The 17,870-nt window shown below is 69.2% G+C and carries 16 protein-coding genes and 1 pseudogene; 7 read left to right on the top strand and 10 right to left on the bottom strand.

All coding sequences use genetic code 11. From position 1 onward, the window contains the following. Positions 1-94: 94 nt before the first annotated feature. From IE257_RS12545 to IE257_RS12520, 6 genes are all read right to left on the bottom strand, one after another. On the bottom strand, positions 95-1,498 hold the full coding sequence (locus tag IE257_RS12545; RefSeq protein WP_189967851.1) for an 8-oxoguanine deaminase: 1,404 nt from the start codon (positions 1,496-1,498) through the stop codon (positions 95-97). A 192-nt stretch (positions 1,499-1,690) separates the two neighbouring features. After that, the gene (gene pucL, locus IE257_RS12540) at positions 1,691-2,614 is read right to left on the bottom strand and encodes a factor-independent urate hydroxylase (RefSeq protein WP_189967849.1); all 924 of its coding nucleotides are present in this window, start codon (positions 2,612-2,614) and stop codon (positions 1,691-1,693) included. A 1-nt stretch (position 2,615) separates the two neighbouring features. Continuing rightward, a complete protein-coding gene (uraH, locus tag IE257_RS12535) occupies positions 2,616-3,005 on the bottom strand; it encodes a hydroxyisourate hydrolase (protein ID WP_189967847.1) in 390 nt (129 codons plus the stop codon). Positions 3,006-3,007: 2 nt separating this feature from the next. After that, positions 3,008-3,523: a 2-oxo-4-hydroxy-4-carboxy-5-ureidoimidazoline decarboxylase gene (gene uraD, locus IE257_RS12530; protein WP_189967843.1), complete on the bottom strand. Its 516-nt coding sequence runs from the start codon at positions 3,521-3,523 to the stop codon at positions 3,008-3,010. 154 nt (positions 3,524-3,677) lie between these two features. Continuing rightward, entirely contained in the window at positions 3,678-4,076 is a 399-nt protein-coding gene (locus IE257_RS12525; RefSeq protein WP_189967842.1) for a helix-turn-helix domain-containing protein, read from the bottom strand. Next, a complete protein-coding gene (locus IE257_RS12520; protein ID WP_189967840.1) occupies positions 4,073-4,324 on the bottom strand; it encodes a YkoF family thiamine-binding protein in 252 nt (83 codons plus the stop codon). The genes IE257_RS12525 and IE257_RS12520 overlap by 4 nt, the downstream gene beginning before the upstream one ends. 180 nt (positions 4,325-4,504) lie before the next feature. Here IE257_RS12520 and IE257_RS12515 point away from each other — a divergent pair, with 180 nt between their 5' ends. The 3 genes from IE257_RS12515 (at position 4,505) to IE257_RS12505 (ending at position 7,982) form a co-directional block, all read left to right on the top strand. Next, the gene (locus IE257_RS12515) at positions 4,505-5,338 is read left to right on the top strand and encodes a TIM barrel protein (protein WP_189967838.1); all 834 of its coding nucleotides are present in this window, start codon (positions 4,505-4,507) and stop codon (positions 5,336-5,338) included. Between the two features lie 75 nt (positions 5,339-5,413). Beyond that, positions 5,414-6,313: a 2-hydroxy-3-oxopropionate reductase gene (locus IE257_RS12510; RefSeq protein WP_189967836.1), complete on the top strand. Its 900-nt coding sequence runs from the start codon at positions 5,414-5,416 to the stop codon at positions 6,311-6,313. 211 nt (positions 6,314-6,524) lie between these two features. Beyond that, positions 6,525-7,982: a catalase gene (locus IE257_RS12505; RefSeq protein ID WP_189967834.1), complete on the top strand. Its 1,458-nt coding sequence runs from the start codon at positions 6,525-6,527 to the stop codon at positions 7,980-7,982. Between the two features lie 422 nt (positions 7,983-8,404). Here the strand turns inward: IE257_RS12505 and IE257_RS12500 are convergent. Next, positions 8,405-8,716 (bottom strand): annotated as a pseudogene (locus IE257_RS12500) (IS982 family transposase); the annotation flags it as partial. Positions 8,717-9,029: 313 nt separating this feature from the next. Here IE257_RS12500 and IE257_RS12495 point away from each other — a divergent pair. After that, a complete protein-coding gene (locus tag IE257_RS12495; protein WP_189967830.1) occupies positions 9,030-9,500 on the top strand; it encodes a hypothetical protein in 471 nt (156 codons plus the stop codon). Between the two features lie 428 nt (positions 9,501-9,928). Here IE257_RS12495 and gcl read toward each other — a convergent pair whose 3' ends face one another. Beyond that, a complete protein-coding gene (gene gcl, locus IE257_RS12490; protein WP_189967828.1) occupies positions 9,929-11,716 on the bottom strand; it encodes a glyoxylate carboligase in 1,788 nt (595 codons plus the stop codon). Positions 11,717-11,983: 267 nt separating this feature from the next. Between gcl and IE257_RS12485 the strand changes: the two genes are divergently transcribed. Together IE257_RS12485 and IE257_RS12480 are read left to right on the top strand one after the other, a co-directional pair. Beyond that, positions 11,984-12,856, top strand: coding sequence for a hypothetical protein (locus IE257_RS12485; RefSeq protein ID WP_189967826.1), 873 nt, complete (start codon positions 11,984-11,986; stop codon positions 12,854-12,856). Positions 12,857-12,969: 113 nt separating this feature from the next. Beyond that, positions 12,970-13,458, top strand: coding sequence for a glutathione peroxidase (locus tag IE257_RS12480; RefSeq protein ID WP_189967824.1), 489 nt, complete (start codon positions 12,970-12,972; stop codon positions 13,456-13,458). Positions 13,459-13,551: 93 nt separating this feature from the next. On the opposite strand, the gene IE257_RS12475 is transcribed toward IE257_RS12480, so the two are convergent. Then, complete coding sequence (locus IE257_RS12475) at positions 13,552-15,249, bottom strand: AMP-binding protein (protein WP_229920304.1); 1,698 nt, start codon at positions 15,247-15,249, stop codon at positions 13,552-13,554. An 86-nt stretch (positions 15,250-15,335) separates the two neighbouring features. Beyond that, a complete protein-coding gene (locus IE257_RS12470) occupies positions 15,336-16,511 on the bottom strand; it encodes a winged helix DNA-binding domain-containing protein (protein ID WP_189967820.1) in 1,176 nt (391 codons plus the stop codon). A 179-nt stretch (positions 16,512-16,690) separates the two neighbouring features. Between IE257_RS12470 and IE257_RS12465 the strand changes: the two genes are divergently transcribed. Continuing rightward, complete coding sequence (locus tag IE257_RS12465) at positions 16,691-17,866, top strand: magnesium and cobalt transport protein CorA (protein WP_189967818.1); 1,176 nt, start codon at positions 16,691-16,693, stop codon at positions 17,864-17,866. Positions 17,867-17,870: the final 4 nt, after the last annotated feature.

The following is a 17,870-nucleotide window of genomic DNA, read 5'->3' as shown; positions in this document are numbered from 1 at the left end:
CTCAGGCGCTACCCGGGAACGGCTGCCACGGACCCCGCTCGGGTCCGCGGCGGCCGGCCGGGGGCCGTCCCCCCCGGCCGGACTCCGGGGGGAATCAGGCCTGCGCGGAGATCCGCGCGAGGCGCTGGGCCTCTGCCCGCGTGGACACCGCGATGGCGTCCTCGTCGGCGAAGAGGAGGCGGTTGTTCTCGACGATCTGCTTGCCGTTGACGAACGAAGCGGTGACCGGGGCCGCCGCACCGAAGACCAGGGCGGTGACCGGGTCGGCGATCGAGGAGTGCAGGAAGGTGTTCAAGTTCCACAGCACCAGGTCGGCGCACTTGCCGACCTCCAGCGAACCGATGTTGTCGGCGCGGCCGAGGACCTGGGCGCCGCCGTACGTACCGAGGCGCAGGGCCTGGCGCGCGTTCAGGGCGCGCTCGCGGTGGACCGGGTTCAGGCGGTTGATCAGCAGCGCGTTGCGCAGCTCGGTGTGCAGCTCACCGGACTCGTTGGAGGCGGTGCCGTCCACGCCGAGGCCGACCGGGACACCGGCGGCGAGCATGTCCGGGACACGGGCGATGCCGGCGGCCAGACGGGCGTTGGAGGACGGGCAGTGCGCGACACCGGTCTTGGTGCGGGCGAACGCGGCGATGTCGGAGTCGTTCATGTGGACGCTGTGCGCCATCCACACGTCCTCGCCGAGCCAGCCGGTCGACTCGAAGTAGTCGGTCGGGCCCATGCCGAACAGTTCCTTGCAGAACTGCTCTTCCTCGACGGTCTCGGAGCCGTGCGTGTGCATGCGCACGCCCAGGCGGCGGGCCAGCTCGGCGCCCTGCTTCAGCAGCTCGGTGGAGACCGAGAAGGGGGAGCACGGGGCCACGGCGACCTGGGTCATCGCGTCGAAGGAGGCGTCGTGGTACTTCTTCACGGTCGCCTCGGTGTCGGCGAGCGCGCCTTCGAGGGTCTCGACGGCGTGGTCCGGCGGCAGGCCGCCGTCCTTCTCGCTGCGGTCCATCGAGCCGCGGGCGAGGGTGAAGCGGACGCCCATCTCGGAGGCGGCGCGGATGATCGAGCCGGAGAGGTCGCCGGAGCCCTTGGGGAAGACGTAGTGGTGGTCCATCGCGGTGGTCACACCACCCTTGGCCATTGCGGCGAGGGAGCCCTGCGCGGCCGTGTACGTCATCTGCTCGTCGATGCGCGCCCAGGTCGGGTACAGCGAGACGAGCCAGTTGAAGAGGTTGTGGTCGGTGGCCAGGCCACGCGTGATCCACTGGTAGAAGTGGTGGTGCGTGTTGACCAGACCGGGGGTCACGAGGTGCCCGGTGCCGTCGATGCGGCGTACGACGTTGTCGAGGTTCTCGGGGGCCTTGCCCGCGCCGATGGACTCGATCTTGTTGCCGGCGATGACGATGTGACCCGAGGCGTACTCGGTGTCGTTCGCGTCGACGGTCGCGATCGCACAGTTCTCGATGACGATGCGCTCGACCGCGCTGTCAAGGGCTGCCGATGCTGCCATGGGACTTCCTCGTGCTTTCAGTGGCGGTGGGGGCACGGCAAGGCCCGGGGGATTTGAGTGCCGGAGCCGGGGGCCTTGACAGCTGACAGTACTGCCGCCCCGTGTGATACGTCCGGGTGCCGATTCAGGAAGCTGGGTGGGTGTCGCCGGTTCCCGGGGCCACTGCGGAGCCCCGGGACCGGGCGTGCCGTGTCAGAGGTTGGTCATGTCCACGGGGATGCGGGCGTCCACACCGTCACGCAGGACGGTGGCCTCGATCAGACCGTAGGGACGGTCCGCGGCGAAGTACACCTCGTTGTCGTTCTTGAGGCCGAAGGGCTCCAGGTCGACGAGGAAGTGGTGCTTGTTCGGGAGCGAGAAGCGGACCTCGTCGATCTCCGAACGGTGGTTGATGATGCGCGAACCCATCTGGTACAGGGTCTGCTGCAGCGACAGGGAGTAGGTCTCCGCGAAGGCCTGCAGCATGTGCTTGCGGGTCTCGGCGTAGGACTTCTCCCAGTTGGGCATCCGCTGCTCGTCGTCCGACCAGTTGAAGCGCCAGCGAGCCGACACCTGGGTGGCCAGGATCCGGTCGTAGGCCTCCTTCAGCGTCGTGTACTTGTCCTTCACGTAACCCCAGAACTCGGAGTTCGTGGAGTTCATGACGACGAGGTCCTTGAGGCCGGAGATGACCTCCCAGTTCGTGCCGTCGTACGTGATCTGGGTGACGCGGGTCTCCTGGCCCTCGCGGACGAAGGAGTGGTTCACCTCGTCGGAGCCGATGAACTTGGAGTTGGCGTCCGAGGTGGCGATCCGGGACCAGGAGTACTCCTCGATCCGGATGCGCGCCTTCTGGATCGGCTCCTGGCTGCCCACGAACCAGCGCGCCAGGTGGATGCCGAACTGCTCGGCGGACTCGATGCCGTACTCCTTGGCGAACGCGTACACCGTGTTCTTGGTGGTGTCCGTCGGCAGGACGTTGGCGTTCGAGCCGGAGTAGTGGACGTCGTCCATGTCGCCGGAGAGGGCGACCGAGACGTTCAGGTCCTTGATGTGGTGCGTGTCGCCGTCCCGCGTGATCTTGACGACGCGGTTCTCTGCTTTGCCGTACTGGTTCTGGCCCAGAATCGTGGCCATGCTAGCTCCCTCGGTAAACGGAGTAGCCGAACGGGTTGAGCAGCAGCGGTACGTGGTAATGCTCGCCCGGGTTCACCGCGAAGGTGATGATGACCTCGGGGAAGAACGCACCGCTGTCCCTTACGCGGGGGGCGTCCTGCTGCGCCTCGGCTTGCTTCTTGAAGAAGTACGTCTCGGTCTCGAAATCGAGACGCACGTGGGTGGTGCCCTCCGGCAGCGCCGGCAGGTCCTTGCAGCGCCCGTCCGCATCGGTGGCGGAGCCGCCCAGGGCCGCCCACTCGCCGCCGGGACCCGTGCGGGCCGACAGGGAGATGGCGACGCCCTCGGCGGGCTTGCCGATGCTGGTGTCCAGGATGTGCGTGGACACCGACGCGGTGGTCTCGGTGCTCATGGTTACGCTCCTTCTGCGAGTTCGACGAGACGGGTGAGGCGGATCTTGTTGATCTTGACGAGCTCGCCGCGGGCGATCTCCCGCTCCTGCTCCGGCGAGTTGTCGATCCGGACCTTGACCGCGTCACGCATGAACTCACCGGTCGCACCGGTGGCGCAGATGAGGAAGACGTGGCCGAACTTGTCCTGGTAGGCCAGGTTCAGTTCGAGGAGTTCGCTCTTGAGCTCCTCCGAGGCACCGGCCATGCCGCGCTGCTCGCGGGCGGAGGTCGGGTCTCCCGGCTTCGGCCGGCCGATCGGCGCGTGGCCTCCCATCGCTTCGCCCAGGTCGTCCGCGGTGAGCTCCGCCATGGCGGCTTCGTTCGCGGCGAACAGGGACTCTGCGGTGGCGAAGGGGCGCTGGGCGAGCATCTTGCTCCCCCACGCCGAACTGGCGCACACCTCGTGCAGCTCGGCCGTGGCCGCGCTGTCGTCCAAGGTGTTGAACCGGGTGAGACCCGGGGTCGGACTCGAAGTCACGGTAGGCCTCCGTGGCCTGTTGTTGCTTTGACGGGCTGCGCATAGCTAACGCCCTCGACAACACGGCGTCAACACTTTGTTGAAACTTCCCGTACACAAAAGCCGCCGCCCGGGTGAATTGGGCGGCGGCTCGTCACTGTGAGTCAGTCATCGTTCACTCCTGGCTGCTCTTGCCCGTCCCCTTGGGGGCGCCGGAGTCCCTGTTCAAGTAGTTGTAGACGGTGAAGCGGCTCACGCCTAGAGCGCCCGCGACCGTTTCCACACCGTGCCGCACGGAGAAGGCGCCCCGCGCCTCGAGTATGCGTACGACGTCCTGCTTGGACTTCCGGTCGAGCTGTGCCAACGGTACGCCGAACCGGCGCTCCAGGGCCGCCAGGATGTGGTCCAGCGAGTCCGAGAGCTGCGGCAGGCGCACGGCCAGCAGGTCCTGACCCTCCCAAGTGAGCACGACGTCGTCGGGCTGCGCCAGGGAGGGATCCATCAGCTCGCCGCCCATGGCGTCCACCAGCGGTTTGACCGCGGTGACGAAGGGGTGATCGCGGGGCTCGGTCATGACACCTCCTCCCCGATCACGTTGACCTGGAGCGAGACACGCGTGGCGCCGGCCTCCAGGGAGTCGCGCAGCAGCGCCTCCACCGCGGCCAGGACCCGGCCGGCCTCCCCTTCTGCGGTATTGCCGAACGGGCCGACGTCCACCGCGTCCAGCTGGGCCTTCTGGATGACCTCGCGGGCCGCCACGGCATGGGCAGGAGCCTCTTCCAGATCGAAGGGCTCGGTCGTGAACTCCACTCTCAATCGCACGCCGTCAAGCTACCGGGGCAAGCGGGGGCGGCGCGACAGCGCCCCCGCGAGGGGTGGCGGCCGGGCGACGGGCAGGGGGGATTTTTCGGGAGTCCGCACTTGACATCCGCGCGGCACCCCATGCAACCTTCCATCAGACAGAAAATAACTTCCGCAATACGGAAGGAGCGCACACCCCTCATGGGATACACGGACCAGCGCTTCGATGTGAACCTGTCGATCCTCTTCACGGAACTCCCGCTCCTGGAGCGCCCCGCGGCAGCCGCCGCGGCGGGCTTCACGGCGGTCGAGCTGTGGTGGCCCTGGATCGAGACCCCCACCCCCGCACAGGAGGAGCTCGACGCCCTCAAGAACGCTCTTGAGGACGCCGGCACCCAGCTCGTGGGCCTGAACTTCTACGCCGGCCGGCTGCCGGGCCCGGACCGCGGTGCGGTCTCGGTTCCCGGTGAGGAGTCGGAGCGCTTCAACGCCAACATCAACGTGGCTGCGGACTTCGCGGCCTCGGTCGGCTGCAAGGCGCTGAACGCCCTCTACGGCAACCGCGTCGAAGGCGTGGACCCGGCCGTTCAGGACGAGCTCGCGCTGAAGAACCTGGTCGTGGCGGCTCAGGCCGCGGACCGCGTCGGCGCGATCCTCCTGATCGAGACCCTCAACAAGCCCGAGTCGCCGCTCTACCCCCTGGTGAGCGCCCCGGCCGGCATCGATGTGGTGGACAAGGTGAACGAGGCCACCGGCCTCGGCAACGCCAAGTTCCTGCTCGACCTTTACCACCTGGCGATGAACGATGAGGACCTCTCCGAGGTCATCGAAAAGTACGCCGCCAAGACCGGGCACGTCCAGATCGCGGACAAGCCGGGACGCGGTGCCCCCGGCACCGGCGAGCTGCCCCTCGAGAAGCTGCTCGACCAGCTGAAGAAGGCCGGATACCAGGGCTACGTAGGCCTGGAGTACAAGGCCGCCGACGCCGCCGCCTCCTTCGCGTGGCTGCCGGCCGAGGCCCGCGCCGCCCAGTAGGCGGACCAAGTCCAGGCGATCAGCCAGGCACGTCACGCACTTTTCGTACAAAGCATTAAGAGAAGGACCCTCATCATGAGCAACTCCGCTGCGCTTCCGTCGATCGCCTGGGTCGGACTCGGAATCATGGGCTCCCCCATGGCCGAGAACCTCCTGAAGGCCGGTTACCCGGTCACCGGCTTCACCCTGGAGCAGGACAAGCTGGACCGCCTGGCCGCCGCCGGTGGCACCGCGGCCGGCTCGATCGCCGAGGCCGTGAAGGACGCCGACGTCATCATCACGATGGTGCCCGCCTCCCCGCAGGTCGAGGCCATCTCCTACGGTGAGAACGGCATCCTGGAGAACGCGAAGTCCGGCGCGCTGATCATCGACATGTCGTCGATCACCCCGCAGACCTCGATCGACCTCGCGAAGAACGCCGCCGAGAAGGGCATCCGCGTCATCGACGCCCCGGTGTCCGGCGGCGAGGCCGGCGCCATCGAGGCCGTCCTGTCGATCATGGTGGGTGGCGAGCAGGCCGACTTCGACGCCGCGCTGCCGATCCTCGAGGCCCTCGGCAAGGTCATCGTCCTGTGCGGTCCGCACGGCTCCGGCCAGACGGTGAAGGCTGCCAACCAGCTCATCGTCGCGGTGAACATCCAGGCGTGCGCCGAGGCCGTCGTCTTCCTCGAGAAGTCCGGCGTGAACCTCGAGGCCGCCCTGGACGTCCTCAACGGCGGTCTGGCCGGCTCCACGGTCCTGACCCGCAAGAAGGACAACTTCCTGAACCGCGACTTCAAGCCCGGCTTCCGGATCGACCTGCACCACAAGGACATGGGCATCGTCACCGACGCCGCCCGCAACGTGGGTGCCGCCCTGCCCGTCGGCGCGGTCGTCGCCCAGCTGGTCGCCTCGCTGCGCGCCCAGGGCGACGGCGGCCTCGACCACTCGGCCCTGCTCCGTGCCGTCGAGCGCCTCTCCGGCGCTCAGATCTGAGCGCTCCCCCTCCCGCAGGGGACCTGAGTTTCCGGATGGCGCCGGTGCTGACACCTGTCCTGTCGCGCCCAAGCGCCGGCGCCGTCCGGATTACCACTCACTCTTCAACTTCGTTCAACAAACTGTTGACGTTTAGTTCTCGCCGAAATTAGGCTGTTCCGCATGACGGAAGACGCTTTCCGTCAGCAGTTACCCCGTACGGAAGGTCACCATGTCGAAGCGCACGCTGACGACCGAGTCCGGCGCCCCGGTCGCCGACAATCAGAACTCCGCCACCGCCGGCGTCGGTGGCCCCCTCCTGGTCCAGGACCAGCAGCTCCTCGAGAAGCTCGCCCGCTTCAACCGCGAGCGCATCCCGGAGCGCGTGGTGCACGCCCGCGGCTCGGCGGCGTACGGCTACTTCGAGGTGACCGACGACGTCACCGCGTACACCAGCGCGGCGTTCCTGAACACGGTCGGCAAGAAGACCGAGACCTTCCTGCGGTTCTCCACCGTCGCCGACTCGCTCGGCGGCGCGGACGCGGTCCGCGACCCGCGCGGCTTCGCGCTCAAGTTCTACACCGAAGAGGGCAACTACGACCTCGTCGGCAACAACACCCCGGTGTTCTTCATCAAGGACCCGATCAAGTTCCCCGACTTCATCCACTCCCAGAAGCGCGACCCCTTCACGGGCAAGCAGGAGCCGGACAACGTCTGGGACTTCTGGGCGCACGCCCCCGAGGCCACGCACCAGATCACCTGGCTCATGGGTGACCGCGGCATCCCGGCGTCGTACCGTCACATGAACGGCTACGGCTCCCACACGTACCAGTGGACGAACGAGCAGGGCGAGGCCTTCTTCGTCAAGTACCACTTCAAGACCAACCAGGGCATCCGCTGCCTGTCGGGCGAGCAGGCCGCCGAGCTCGTCGGCAAGGACGCCAACTCGCACCAGACCGACCTGCTCCAGGCCATCGAGCGCGGTGTGAACCCCTCGTGGACCCTGTACGTGCAGATCATGCCGGCCGCCGAGGCCGTGGACTACCGCTTCAACCCGTTCGACCTCACCAAGGTGTGGCCGCACAGCGACTACCCGCTGCAGCGCGTGGGCCGTCTGGTCCTCGACCGCAACCCGGACAACGTCTTCGCCGAGGTCGAGCAGTCCGCCTTCTCCCCGAACAACTTCGTCCCGGGCATCACCGCCTCGCCGGACAAGATGCTCCAGGGCCGCCTCTTCGCGTACGCCGACGCCCAGCGCTACCGCCTGGGTGTGAACCACACCCTGCTGCCGGTCAACGCCCCGAAGGCGACGACGGCCGACAACTACGGCCGCGACGGCGTCATGGCACTGCGCAACGGCTCGCGCCACGACAAGAACTACGAGCCGAACTCGTACCAGGGCCCGGCCGAGACCGGTCTGGCACTGGGCGCCCCGAAGGCCGTCTCCGGCTACACGGGCACCCACGAGGCCCCGGCCCACACCAAGGACGACGACTTCTTCCAGGCCGGTGAGCTCTACCGCCTGATGTCGGAGGCCGAGAAGCAGCGCCTGGTGGCGAACATCGCCGGCGGCCTGTCTCAGGTCACCCTGGAGGACGTCATCGAGAAGAACCTGGCTCACTTCCACGCCGCCGACGCCGACTACGGCAAGCGCGTCGAGGAGGCCGTCCGCGCCCTGCGCGACGCCTGAGCCGATGGATGTACCGGGGGCCTGACGGGAGGTCAGGCCCCGGGTGCTCAGCCCGACCCGTGGACCCGGATGAGGGGTGGTACGCGGTGAGGGCAGGACGAGGACCGTGGCGAGCGTGCGAGCCAGTGCGGTGGTAATGGGTTCCGAGGCCCGTCTCTTGACCTGAGGGAGACGACGCCGGAGTTCTCGTCGCCCGCCCGCCACGGTCCCAGCCAATCCTCCGCGTACAGGGGCTGCGCACAGAGCCCCCTGCACGCGGAGGAACCTTCCTCCCCCCATACCCCGCCCGGCGGTGCGAACGTCCTGTCGCGCCAGCCTCGCTCCGTCGGGCGGTAACAACCCAGAGCGCCGAGTCACGGACGGTCCCGTGACTCGGCGCTCTGCTGTTCCTGTTCCCCGGCACCTTCCGGCCCTGCCCGGGGGTTGTCGAACCAGAAGTCGGTGTCCGTCGCAAGGAGCCGTACAGCCCGCTTGACCAGCGGCAGCGCAGCCCGCAGCCGCTTGTTCCAGCCCGGCTGCTTCGGCACGAAGGGGAACATCTTGCCGAGGCGGGAGTGGACGAACCGCAGCCACCTGGACTCCGAGGTGAAGCCCAGCATCGCCTGGGCGACGGCGAGGCGCACGAGCTCGGAATCGGTCAGCCGGGGAGGGCGTCCCAGCCACCGGGTGTCCGTGATCTCGTCGTCGATCTTCACATACAGTGCGGTGAGCAGGGCGTCCAGGTCATTCGTCACAGAACGATCTTGGCCGCCCTGTCTCTGTCTCTCCGGCCGCCGGCAGGGGGCTGACCGATTGCCCGGCTTCACGCTTGAGCAGGCCGACAAGACACGGGAGGCCGGACGCCACCTCATGCCCAGTACCGGACCTCCCGGTCCGCGCTGTGGCCAAGAGCGCCCAGGGCAGCGCGAAGATCTCAGATCTTCCGCCGTCTGCTGCCCGCCGTTGTCGAAGGCTGCGACAACCTGGCCGTCTGCGCGCGCCGGTCCCGGCCCGAAATTGCCCGAACCCCGTGCCGTGTTCATGCCATCGATGTCATAATCGGACGTTATGTGGACAATGCTTGCGCCGCTCATCGGCGTCCTGCTCGGCGGGCTCATGTCGATGCTGGCGCAACGCTCGGCAGGACGCGCCTTGGAACGCGGCGAGGCGCGCCGCAGTGTCCGTGAACTTGCCGAGGCGCGCCGCAACGAGCGTCTCACGCACCTCATCGCATTTCTGTCTGCGGTGCAGGAAGCAGAACGAGTCGCGGTGGATCGGTATCACCACAACCTGGCTGACGAGCAGTGGCAGACCCGGGCAAGGCAGGTCCTTGACAGGGTGTGGGTGGCGCAGAAGACGATCCACGTACTCTGCGCGTCCGAGGTCAGCGAAGCGGCACGCAGCCTCGCGTGGGCAGTACAGGAGGTGATCAGGAAGGGCCCCGAAGACCCGGGAGAGCCACAGGATGAGAAGGTCTGGGCGCACATCCATCCGAGCCGACAGGCATTCCTTGATCTCGTGCGCGACCAGCTAAGTTGAAGCCCCGGGGAGGGATTCGGCAGCTGCCGTGAGCGGCCCGGGACAAGCAGCACCAGCTCCGGCCTCCATTGTGCGGCGAGCGTCATCTACTTCGCCGGCTTCTCGAGGGACGCAAAGCCCGCTTCGGCGCAGGCAGCATGCATGTCCACGGGCCAGCAGCACGCCATCGAATGGCCCCTTGGCCCATCGGCAAGCTGAGCACGATCACTTCGGAATGGCTCGTCCAGGGCGCACAGGCCTTCCAGTGCCACCCCAACAGCGGCTGCGCCGACCAGTGGTGGCCCTCTTCGCGGTCTGATCCGACCACGCGACGACGTTGATCCGAGGGCCCGGCCCCGTCCGGCCCTCGGCCGGGGCGAGGGGAGAACGCCGAACGGCCCCCGCCCCTCCGGAAGGAGGGACGGGGGCCGTCGGGGCGTGCGGGGGGATCAGACCTGCAGGGCCTTGATCGCGGTCGGGGCGTGGCCCGGCTCCGTCGCGAGCTCCTCGAACTCGGTGACGTCGCTCATGTCGACCGTCTTGCTCATCGCGATGTTGGTGATGCGCTCCAGGATGGCCTCGACGACGACCGGGACCTGGAACTCCTGGGCCAGCTTCTTGGCCTCCTCGAAGGCCTCGCCCAGCTTGTCCGGGTCGGTGACGCGGATCGCCTTGACACCCAGGCCCTCGGCGACCTTGACGTGGTCGACGCCGTAGACGCCCAGCTCGGGGGTGTTGATGTTCTCGAACTCGAGGTTGACCTCGAAGTTGATGCCCAGGCCGCCCTGCGCCTGACGGATCAGACCGAGGTAGGCGTTGTTCACGAGGACGTGGACGTAGGGGACCTTGTGCTGGGCGGCGACCGCCAGCTCCTCGATCATGAACTGGAAGTCGTAGTCGCCCGAGAGCGCGACGATCGGGGTCTCCGGCTCCGCGGTGGCGGCACCGATGGCGGCCGGGATGGTCCAGCCGAGCGGGCCGGCCTGGCCGCAGTTGATCCAGTTGCGCGGGCGGTAGACGTGCAGGAACTGCGCGGCGGCGATCTGGGAGAGGCCGATGGTGGTGACGTAGCGGGTCTCCGGGCCGAAGGCCTTGTTCATCTCCTCGTAGACGCGCTGCGGCTTCAGGGGGATGTTGTCGAAGTGCGTACGGCGCTGCAGGGTCGCCTTGCGGTCCTGCGCGGAGGCGGCCCAGGCGGAGAAGTCCGGCAGCTTGCCCTCGGCCTTGAGCTCCTTGGCGATCTCGATGAAGAGCTCCAGTGCGGCCTTGGCGTCGGAGGCGATGCCGAAGTCCGGGGCGAAGATCTTGCCGAGCTGGGTGGGCTCGATGTCGACGTGGACGAACTTGCGGCCCTTGGTGTAGGCGTCGAGGTTGTAGCCGGTGTGACGGTTGGCCCAGCGGTTACCGATGCCGAAGACGAAGTCCGACTCGAGGAACGTGGCGTTGCCGTAGCGGTGCGCGGTCTGCACACCGACCATGCCGGCGGCCAGCTCGTGGTCGTCCGGGATGGTGCCCCAGCCCATCAGGGTGGAGATGACGGGGACGTTCACCAGCTCGGCGAACTCGACCAGCAGGTCGGAGGCGTCGGCGTTGATGATGCCGCCGCCGGCGACGATCAGCGGGCGCTCGGACTCCAGCAGGAACTGCAGGGCCTTGGCGGCCTGGGCGCGGGTGGCCTGCGGCTTGTAGACCGGCAGCGGCGCGTAGGTGGCCGGGTCGAACTCGATCTCGGTCAGCTGGACGTCGATCGGGAGGTCGATCAGGACCGGGCCCGGACGGCCGGAGCGCATCAGGTGGAAGGCCTCCTGGAACACGCCCGGGACCTGCGCGGCCTCCAGGACGGTCGTGGCCTTCTTGGTGACGGGCTTGGCGATCGAGGCGATGTCGACGGCCTGGAAGTCCTCCTTGTGGAGCTTCGAGACCGGGGCCTGACCGGTGATGCACAGGATCGGGATCGAGTCCGCGATGGCCGAGTACAGGCCGGTGATCATGTCGGTGCCGGCCGGGCCCGACGTACCGATGCAGACGCCGATGTTGCCCGCCTTGGCGCGGGTGTAGCCCTCGGCCATGTGCGACGCGCCCTCGACGTGGCGGGCCAGGGTGTGCGCGATGCCGCCCACGTTCTTGAGCTCTCGGTAGAACGGGTTGATCGCAGCACCGGGGACACCGAACGCTTGTTCGACACCCTCGAGCTTGAGGATCTCCACTGCAGCGGCGGCGGCTGTCATACGAGGCATCGAGTTCTCCTGCGGGTCTGGCGGTCAGGCTTTTCCGTAATCCGGAAGTTTTGTTCTGCTATACGGAACAAGCTAAGCGGCGGCTCCTTCGACGTCAAGGCGGTAGGGGACCCCGGAAGCCACCAAAAGCCGCATCTAGCTCGACGACTTGTACAAATCACTGATCCGCCGGCGGGAATCCCCCGGAAAAGGAGCGCACCGTCCCCCGGGCGGTCGCCGGTGGTGGAGCATGGACCTACGCACAGCGACGGAGGGGGTCCAGGTCTCATGGCGGAAGCGGTACCGGTGCGCTGCCCGGCGTGCCTGCGCGAGAACGGCTACACCGCCCCGGTCTTCCCCTGCGCCTGCGGAAGCCCGGTCCATCCCCCGCTCGATCTTTCGGCGCCGCCGGTGCAGCTGACCCACCGGACCTGGTCGGACACCTGGGTGACCGTGCGGTGCACGTCCTGCGGGCGGGAGAGCGAGTGGCCGCATCCGGAGCTGGGCTGCGGATCGTGCGGGACGGTGGTGCTGATTCCGGTCCACCCGCTGGAGCGGGTGGAGTTCGGGAGCGGCGCGGGGCCGGGGACTCCGGGTACGCAGAGCCCTGCGGGCGCGGCGGATCCGGCCGGTGCGGGCGGGCCGGCCGGCGCCCGGCCGGGGCCGGGGCAGGAACCGGGCCAGGAACCCCGGCAGGGTCCGGGTGCCGCCGGGCGCGGAGCCGCGGGCGGGCCCCCGGCGCACATCCCGCCCCCGCCGGCCACGCCGGTGCCGCGGCCCGCGTTCCGGCCGGTGACCATCCGTACCGCCCGCGACGCGGTGGCCACGGCCGCGCTGTACCTGCGCTGGCTCGGCTTCCGGGACGTACGGCAGCCCGACGGGCGTCCCATCCCCTCGGCGGCCGTGGACCTGCGGGCCCCGGGTCTGGTCGCCCAGGTGGACCCGACCACCGCTCCGGCCGGTCTGCGGGCGGTGGAGTGCGTCTGGCTGAACGGGCTCACCGCCTCCGCGACGAGCGTCTACTTCTCCCTCGCCGGGTACACGGAGGACGCCCGGGCCCGCGCGGACGAGCTCGGCATACCGCTGTTCGTCATGGACCTGACGGGCATGCCGCAACCGGTCAACGATCCGGCGGACACCCTGGTCGGCCCGGACGCGTAGGCCCTCCCGGAGCGGGTGAACCGGGCAGGAGCCCGAGCCGGTGAACCGGGCAGGACCGGGGAGCTACCCCCTAAGCTCGTAGGCATTGCCTACTTCCTGCCCAGGAGAGCCCGATGAGCCTGTACGACATCCCGCTGACCACCCTGTCCGACGAGCCCACCAGCCTCGCCGCCCACAAGGGCAAGGCGATCCTCCTGGTGAACACCGCCTCGCAGTGCGGGCTCACCCCGCAGTACTCGGGACTGGCCCGCCTGCAGTTCAAGTACGAGGAGAAGGGCTTCACGGTCATTGGCGTGCCCTGCAACCAGTTCGGCGAGCAGGAGCCGGGCAACGCCGAGGACATCCAGACCTTCTGCGCTGCCGGTTTCGGCGTCACCTTCCCGATGCTGGAGAAGTCCGAGGTCAACGGCGAGCACCGGCACCCGCTCTACCGGGAGCTGGTGAAGACCCCGGACGCGGAGGGCGAGGCCGGGGACATCCAGTGGAACTTCGAGAAGTTCCTGATCTCCCCCGCCGGTGAGGTCGTGGCGCGCTTCCGCCCGCGCACCGAGCCGGAGGCCCCCGAGGTCATCGCCGCGATCGAGGCGCAGCTGCCGGCGTAGCGGCGCAGTACGTGCGCGTCCGCCCTACGGGCTGCCGGGCCTCGACCGGCAGCCCGTAGTCGCCGGCGCGGCGCTGCGTGGCTCGCGCACGGCTCAGCCGAGGTCGGCCTCGTGGTACTCCGCCGCCGACCCGGCCGCGGTGAGCTCCCGCAGCTCCACCCGGCGGATCTTGCCGGACACGGTCTTCGGGAGCTCGCCGAACTCGATGCGGCGGATCCTCTTGTACGGGGACAGCACCGCGCGGGAGTGCTCGAACAGCAGCCGGGCGGTCTCCGGCCCGGGCTTCCAGCCGCCCGCGAGCGTGATGTACGCCTTCGGGACCGCCAGCCGCAGCTCGTCCGGGGCCGGTACGACGGCAGCCTCGGCCACCGCCTCGTGCTCCAGCAGGGCGCTCTCCAGCTCGAACGGGCTGATCTTGTAGTCCGAGGCCTTGAAGACGTCGTCGGAGCGACCGACGTAGGTGAGGTACCCGTCGGCGTCGCGCGCGGCGATGTCACCGGTGCGGTAGAGCCCGTCCGCCATGGCCTCGGCGGTGCGCTGCGGATCGTCGCGGTAGCCGGTGGTCACGCCTGCGGGCCGGGTGCGCAGGTCCACGCAGAGCTCCCCCTCGTCGGCGGACTCCTTGCCGGTGACGGGGTCGAGCAGCACGATCTCGTAGCCGGGGGCCGGGCGGCCCATGGAGCCGGGCTTGACGGGCACCCCGGGGAAGTTCCCCACCTGGAGGGTGGTCTCGGTCTGGCCGAAGCCGTCGCGGATGGTGACGCCCCAGGCCGCGCGGACCTTCTCGATGACCTCCGGGTTGAGCGGCTCCCCCGCGGCGACGGCCTCGCGCGGAGGCTTGGCCAGGGCGGTGAGGTCGGACTGGATCAGCATCCGCCACACGGTGGGCGGGGCGCAGAAGGTGGTCACGCCGTGCCGGTCCATCTCGGCCATCAGGCGCTCGGGGTCGAAGCGGGTGTAGTTGTGGACGAAGACGGTGGCTCCGGCGTTCCACGGGGCGAAGAGGTTGGACCAGGCGTGCTTGGCCCAGCCGGGCGAGGCGATGTTGAGGTGCACGTCGCCGGGGCGCAGCCCGAGCCAGTACATGGTGGAGAGGTGCCCGATGGGGTACGAGGCATGCGTGTGCTCGACGAGCTTGGGGCGGTCGGTGGTGCCGGAGGTGAAGTACAGCATCAGCGGGTCGGTGGCGAGGGTCTCGCCCTGCGGCGTGAATGCGCCGTCGGCGGCCTCCGCGTCCGCCAGCCGCAGCCAGCCGTCGGGGGCCCGGTCGTGATCGCCGGCGGCGATCCGCGTGTAGTCGCCCGGCACCCCGTCGAACTTGGCGGTGTCCTCGGCGCGCGCGATGACGTGACGGACCTGGCCGCGCTCGACCCGGTCGCGCAGGTCGGCCGGGCCGAGCAGGGGGGTGGCGGGGATGACGACGGCGCGCAGTTTCATCGCGCCGAGCATCACCTCCCACAGTTCGCGCTGGTTGCCGAGCATGACCAGGATCCGGTCGCCCGGCGCGACGCCCTGGTCGCGGAGCCAGTTGGCGGCCCGGCCGGACCGTACGGCGAGCTCCGCGAAGGTGAGGCTCTGGCTGCTTCCGTCCTCCTCGACGATGCGCAGGGCGTCGGCGCCGTTCCCGGTGGCGATGTGGTCGAACCAGTCCAGGGCCCAGTTGAAGCGTGGGGGACGGGGCCAGGTGAATCCGGTGTGTGCGGCCTCGTAGTCCCCGCGGCGTTCCACGAGGAAGTCCCGCGCTGCCAGGAACTGGGCGGTGGCGCTGTCCCGCGTACTTTCGGTCGTCATGACAGGCATCGTGCCCCGTTCGGTGTACGGACCACCAGTGCGGCGTCAGCCGCGAGTTGACCACGCGCGGGGGCCCGGCGGGCGGTTCAGCCCTTGATCGCCCCGAACCGCACACTCCCACCGGACGCACTCGCTCCGTCCGCCGCCGCTTCGCCCGCCCCTTCCCCCATCGCTTCGCCCGCCCCTTCCCCCATGCCTTCCACCATCCGCTCTCCCTCGGCGACGATCTCCTCCTTCGCGGCCTTCGTCACCCGGCCGAAGAGCTCAACGGTGAGTTCCCGCCCCTCCAGCTTCCACAGACCGGCGAGGAACCCGTCCACGAGCAGGGTGCAGTGGGCCTGGTTGCCGGTCCACGAGCGCCCCTTGACCTCGGGGGCGACCACGCGGGTCCGGTCGGCGTGCGAGAGCAGCACATTGTCGAACTCCGGCAGGAAACGCGGCGGCGCCGGGGTGTCCGCGTCGGGGCGGGGGCCGTCGGGGAGGTCGAAGAGCTCCACGCCGTTCTCGTCCTGGAAGACGGCCAGAACCGGGCGGAGTCGTTCGAAGGCCTCGCGCAGCCGGGTCAGTCCGGCCCAGGTCTGCATGTCCTTGACGGAGGCCGGCCCGAAGGCGGCGAGGTAGCGCAGGACGACCTCGTCCACGGGCTGCGCCGCGGCTGCTGCCGGCGCCCCGCCGGTGGGCTTCCCGAGCCACTTCTCCACGGTGGTGAGCCGGACCTGGCCGCTGCGGCCCCACACCCCGCGGGGTGTCACCTGGACCAGGGGCAGCCGGCAGCGCGCGGCGACGGACAGGGACTGCGGGTCGGCATCGGGCCAGTCCCGGAGCAGTTCCTCGCGGATCTCGCCCATGGTGCGCGGCTCGCTCTCGACGAAGGCGCGGGCGCGCTCCCCCAGCCGGTCCAGGTCCACTCCCGCGAGCCCCTTGCGGAAGTAGGCCACCTCCCGGTCGCGGGCGGGCTGGACGAGGGGCCGCAGCGTCAGGGCGTCGTGGGCCGTGTGCGTGTGGATCGTCGACCGCATGGTGACCATCCGGACCACCTCGCGGGACTCCATGAGCCCGGCCAGCTCGGCGGGCCGGAAGCCGGCGAGCCGGGCGTGCAGCTGGAAGTAGGGCGGCTTCACGTTCTGCGCCTGCAGCCCGAGGAGGTGCGCGACGGCGTCCCGGGCGGACATCTCGGCGCGGCTCAGCAGCAATTGGCGGGCGAGCGTGGCACGGTTCAGAGCGCGGGTGCCGAGTACGGGATGTGTCGTCCTGGAAGCCATACCGACACGCTAACGGCCCTTGCGGACAGGCCCTGTCCGCAACTCCCCACCGAGGCCGAGGCGGCCGAAAAGGAGGGAGTCCCCGACACCGGGCAGGCACAGGGCACACCGGGCACCCTTTTCCCCCGATATCCTGCCCCCTGCCCGTAAACACACGTTCGACCGGGAGCTGACCTGCGATGTCGGAGCGCCCTGACCGCCGCCACTCGCCGTCCGCCGCGAAGCGCGCGGGGTGGCGCCGCCCCGCCTCCCCGCCCGCCGAGACCCCTCCGGCGGGGCCGCCGTCCACACCGCAGCCCGCACCGGCAGCGGCCGCGGCCGCTCCCCCGAGCCACCACAGCGTGATCGACTCGGCCGTCTACCGCGACGGCCGCCGGATCGCCTCCCCGGCCACCCTGGCCGACACCTTCCGGCAGCTGCGGGAGGAGCCCGACGGGATGGCCTGGATCGGCCTGCACCGCCCGACGGAACCCGAACTCCACTCCCTGGCAGCCGAGTTCAACCTCCACCAACTTGCGGTCGAGGACGCCCTGGAAGCCCACCAGCGCCCGAAACTGGAACGCTACGGCGACACCCTCTTCGTCGTCCTGCGGGCCGCCCGCTACCTCGACGCCCAGGAAGAGGTCGACTTCGCCGAGCTGCACATCTTCGTCGGCCCGGACTTCCTGATCACGGTCCGCCACGGCGGCGCCCCGGACCTCTCCGCGGTCCGCCGCCGCATGGAGGCGAACCCGGACCTCCTCTCCCTCGGCCCGGAGGCCGCCCTGTACGCCATCCTCGACGCGGTGGTCGACGGCTACGCCCCGGTCGTCGAGGGCGTCCAGACCGACATCGACGAGATCGAGACGGAGGTCTTCCGCGGCGACCCGACGGTCTCCCGCCGCATCTACGAACTCTCCCGCGAAATGGTCGAGTTCCAGCGCGCCACCCGCCCCCTGGTCGGGATGCTCCACGGCCTGATGGCGGGCTTCGCGAAGTACGGCACGGACGAAGAACTCCAGCGCTACCTCCGCGACGTCGCCGACCACGTGACGCACACGAGCGAACGCGTCGACGTCTTCCGCCAGGCCCTGACGGACATCCTGACGGTCAACGCCACCCTGGTCTCCCAACAACAGAACGCCGAAATGCGCGCCCTGGCCGAGGCCGGCTTCGAACAGAACGAGGAAATCAAGAAGATCTCCGCCTGGGCAGCCATCCTCTTCGCCCCCACCCTGGTCGGCACCATCTACGGCATGAACTTCGAGACCATGCCCGAACTTCACTGGGCCGGCGGCTACCCCTTCGCCATCCTGCTGATGGCAGTCGTCTGCGTCAGCCTCTACGTCATCTTCAAGAAGCGCGACTGGCTGTAGACCA

Origin of the sequence: Streptomyces avidinii (genome assembly GCF_014650695.1) — a bacterium.
Taxonomy (GTDB): Bacteria; Actinomycetota; Actinomycetes; order Streptomycetales; family Streptomycetaceae; genus Streptomyces; species Streptomyces avidinii.
The sequence above is the reverse complement of the archived record's forward strand: the minus strand, read 5'-3'. Positions and strand labels throughout refer to the sequence as shown.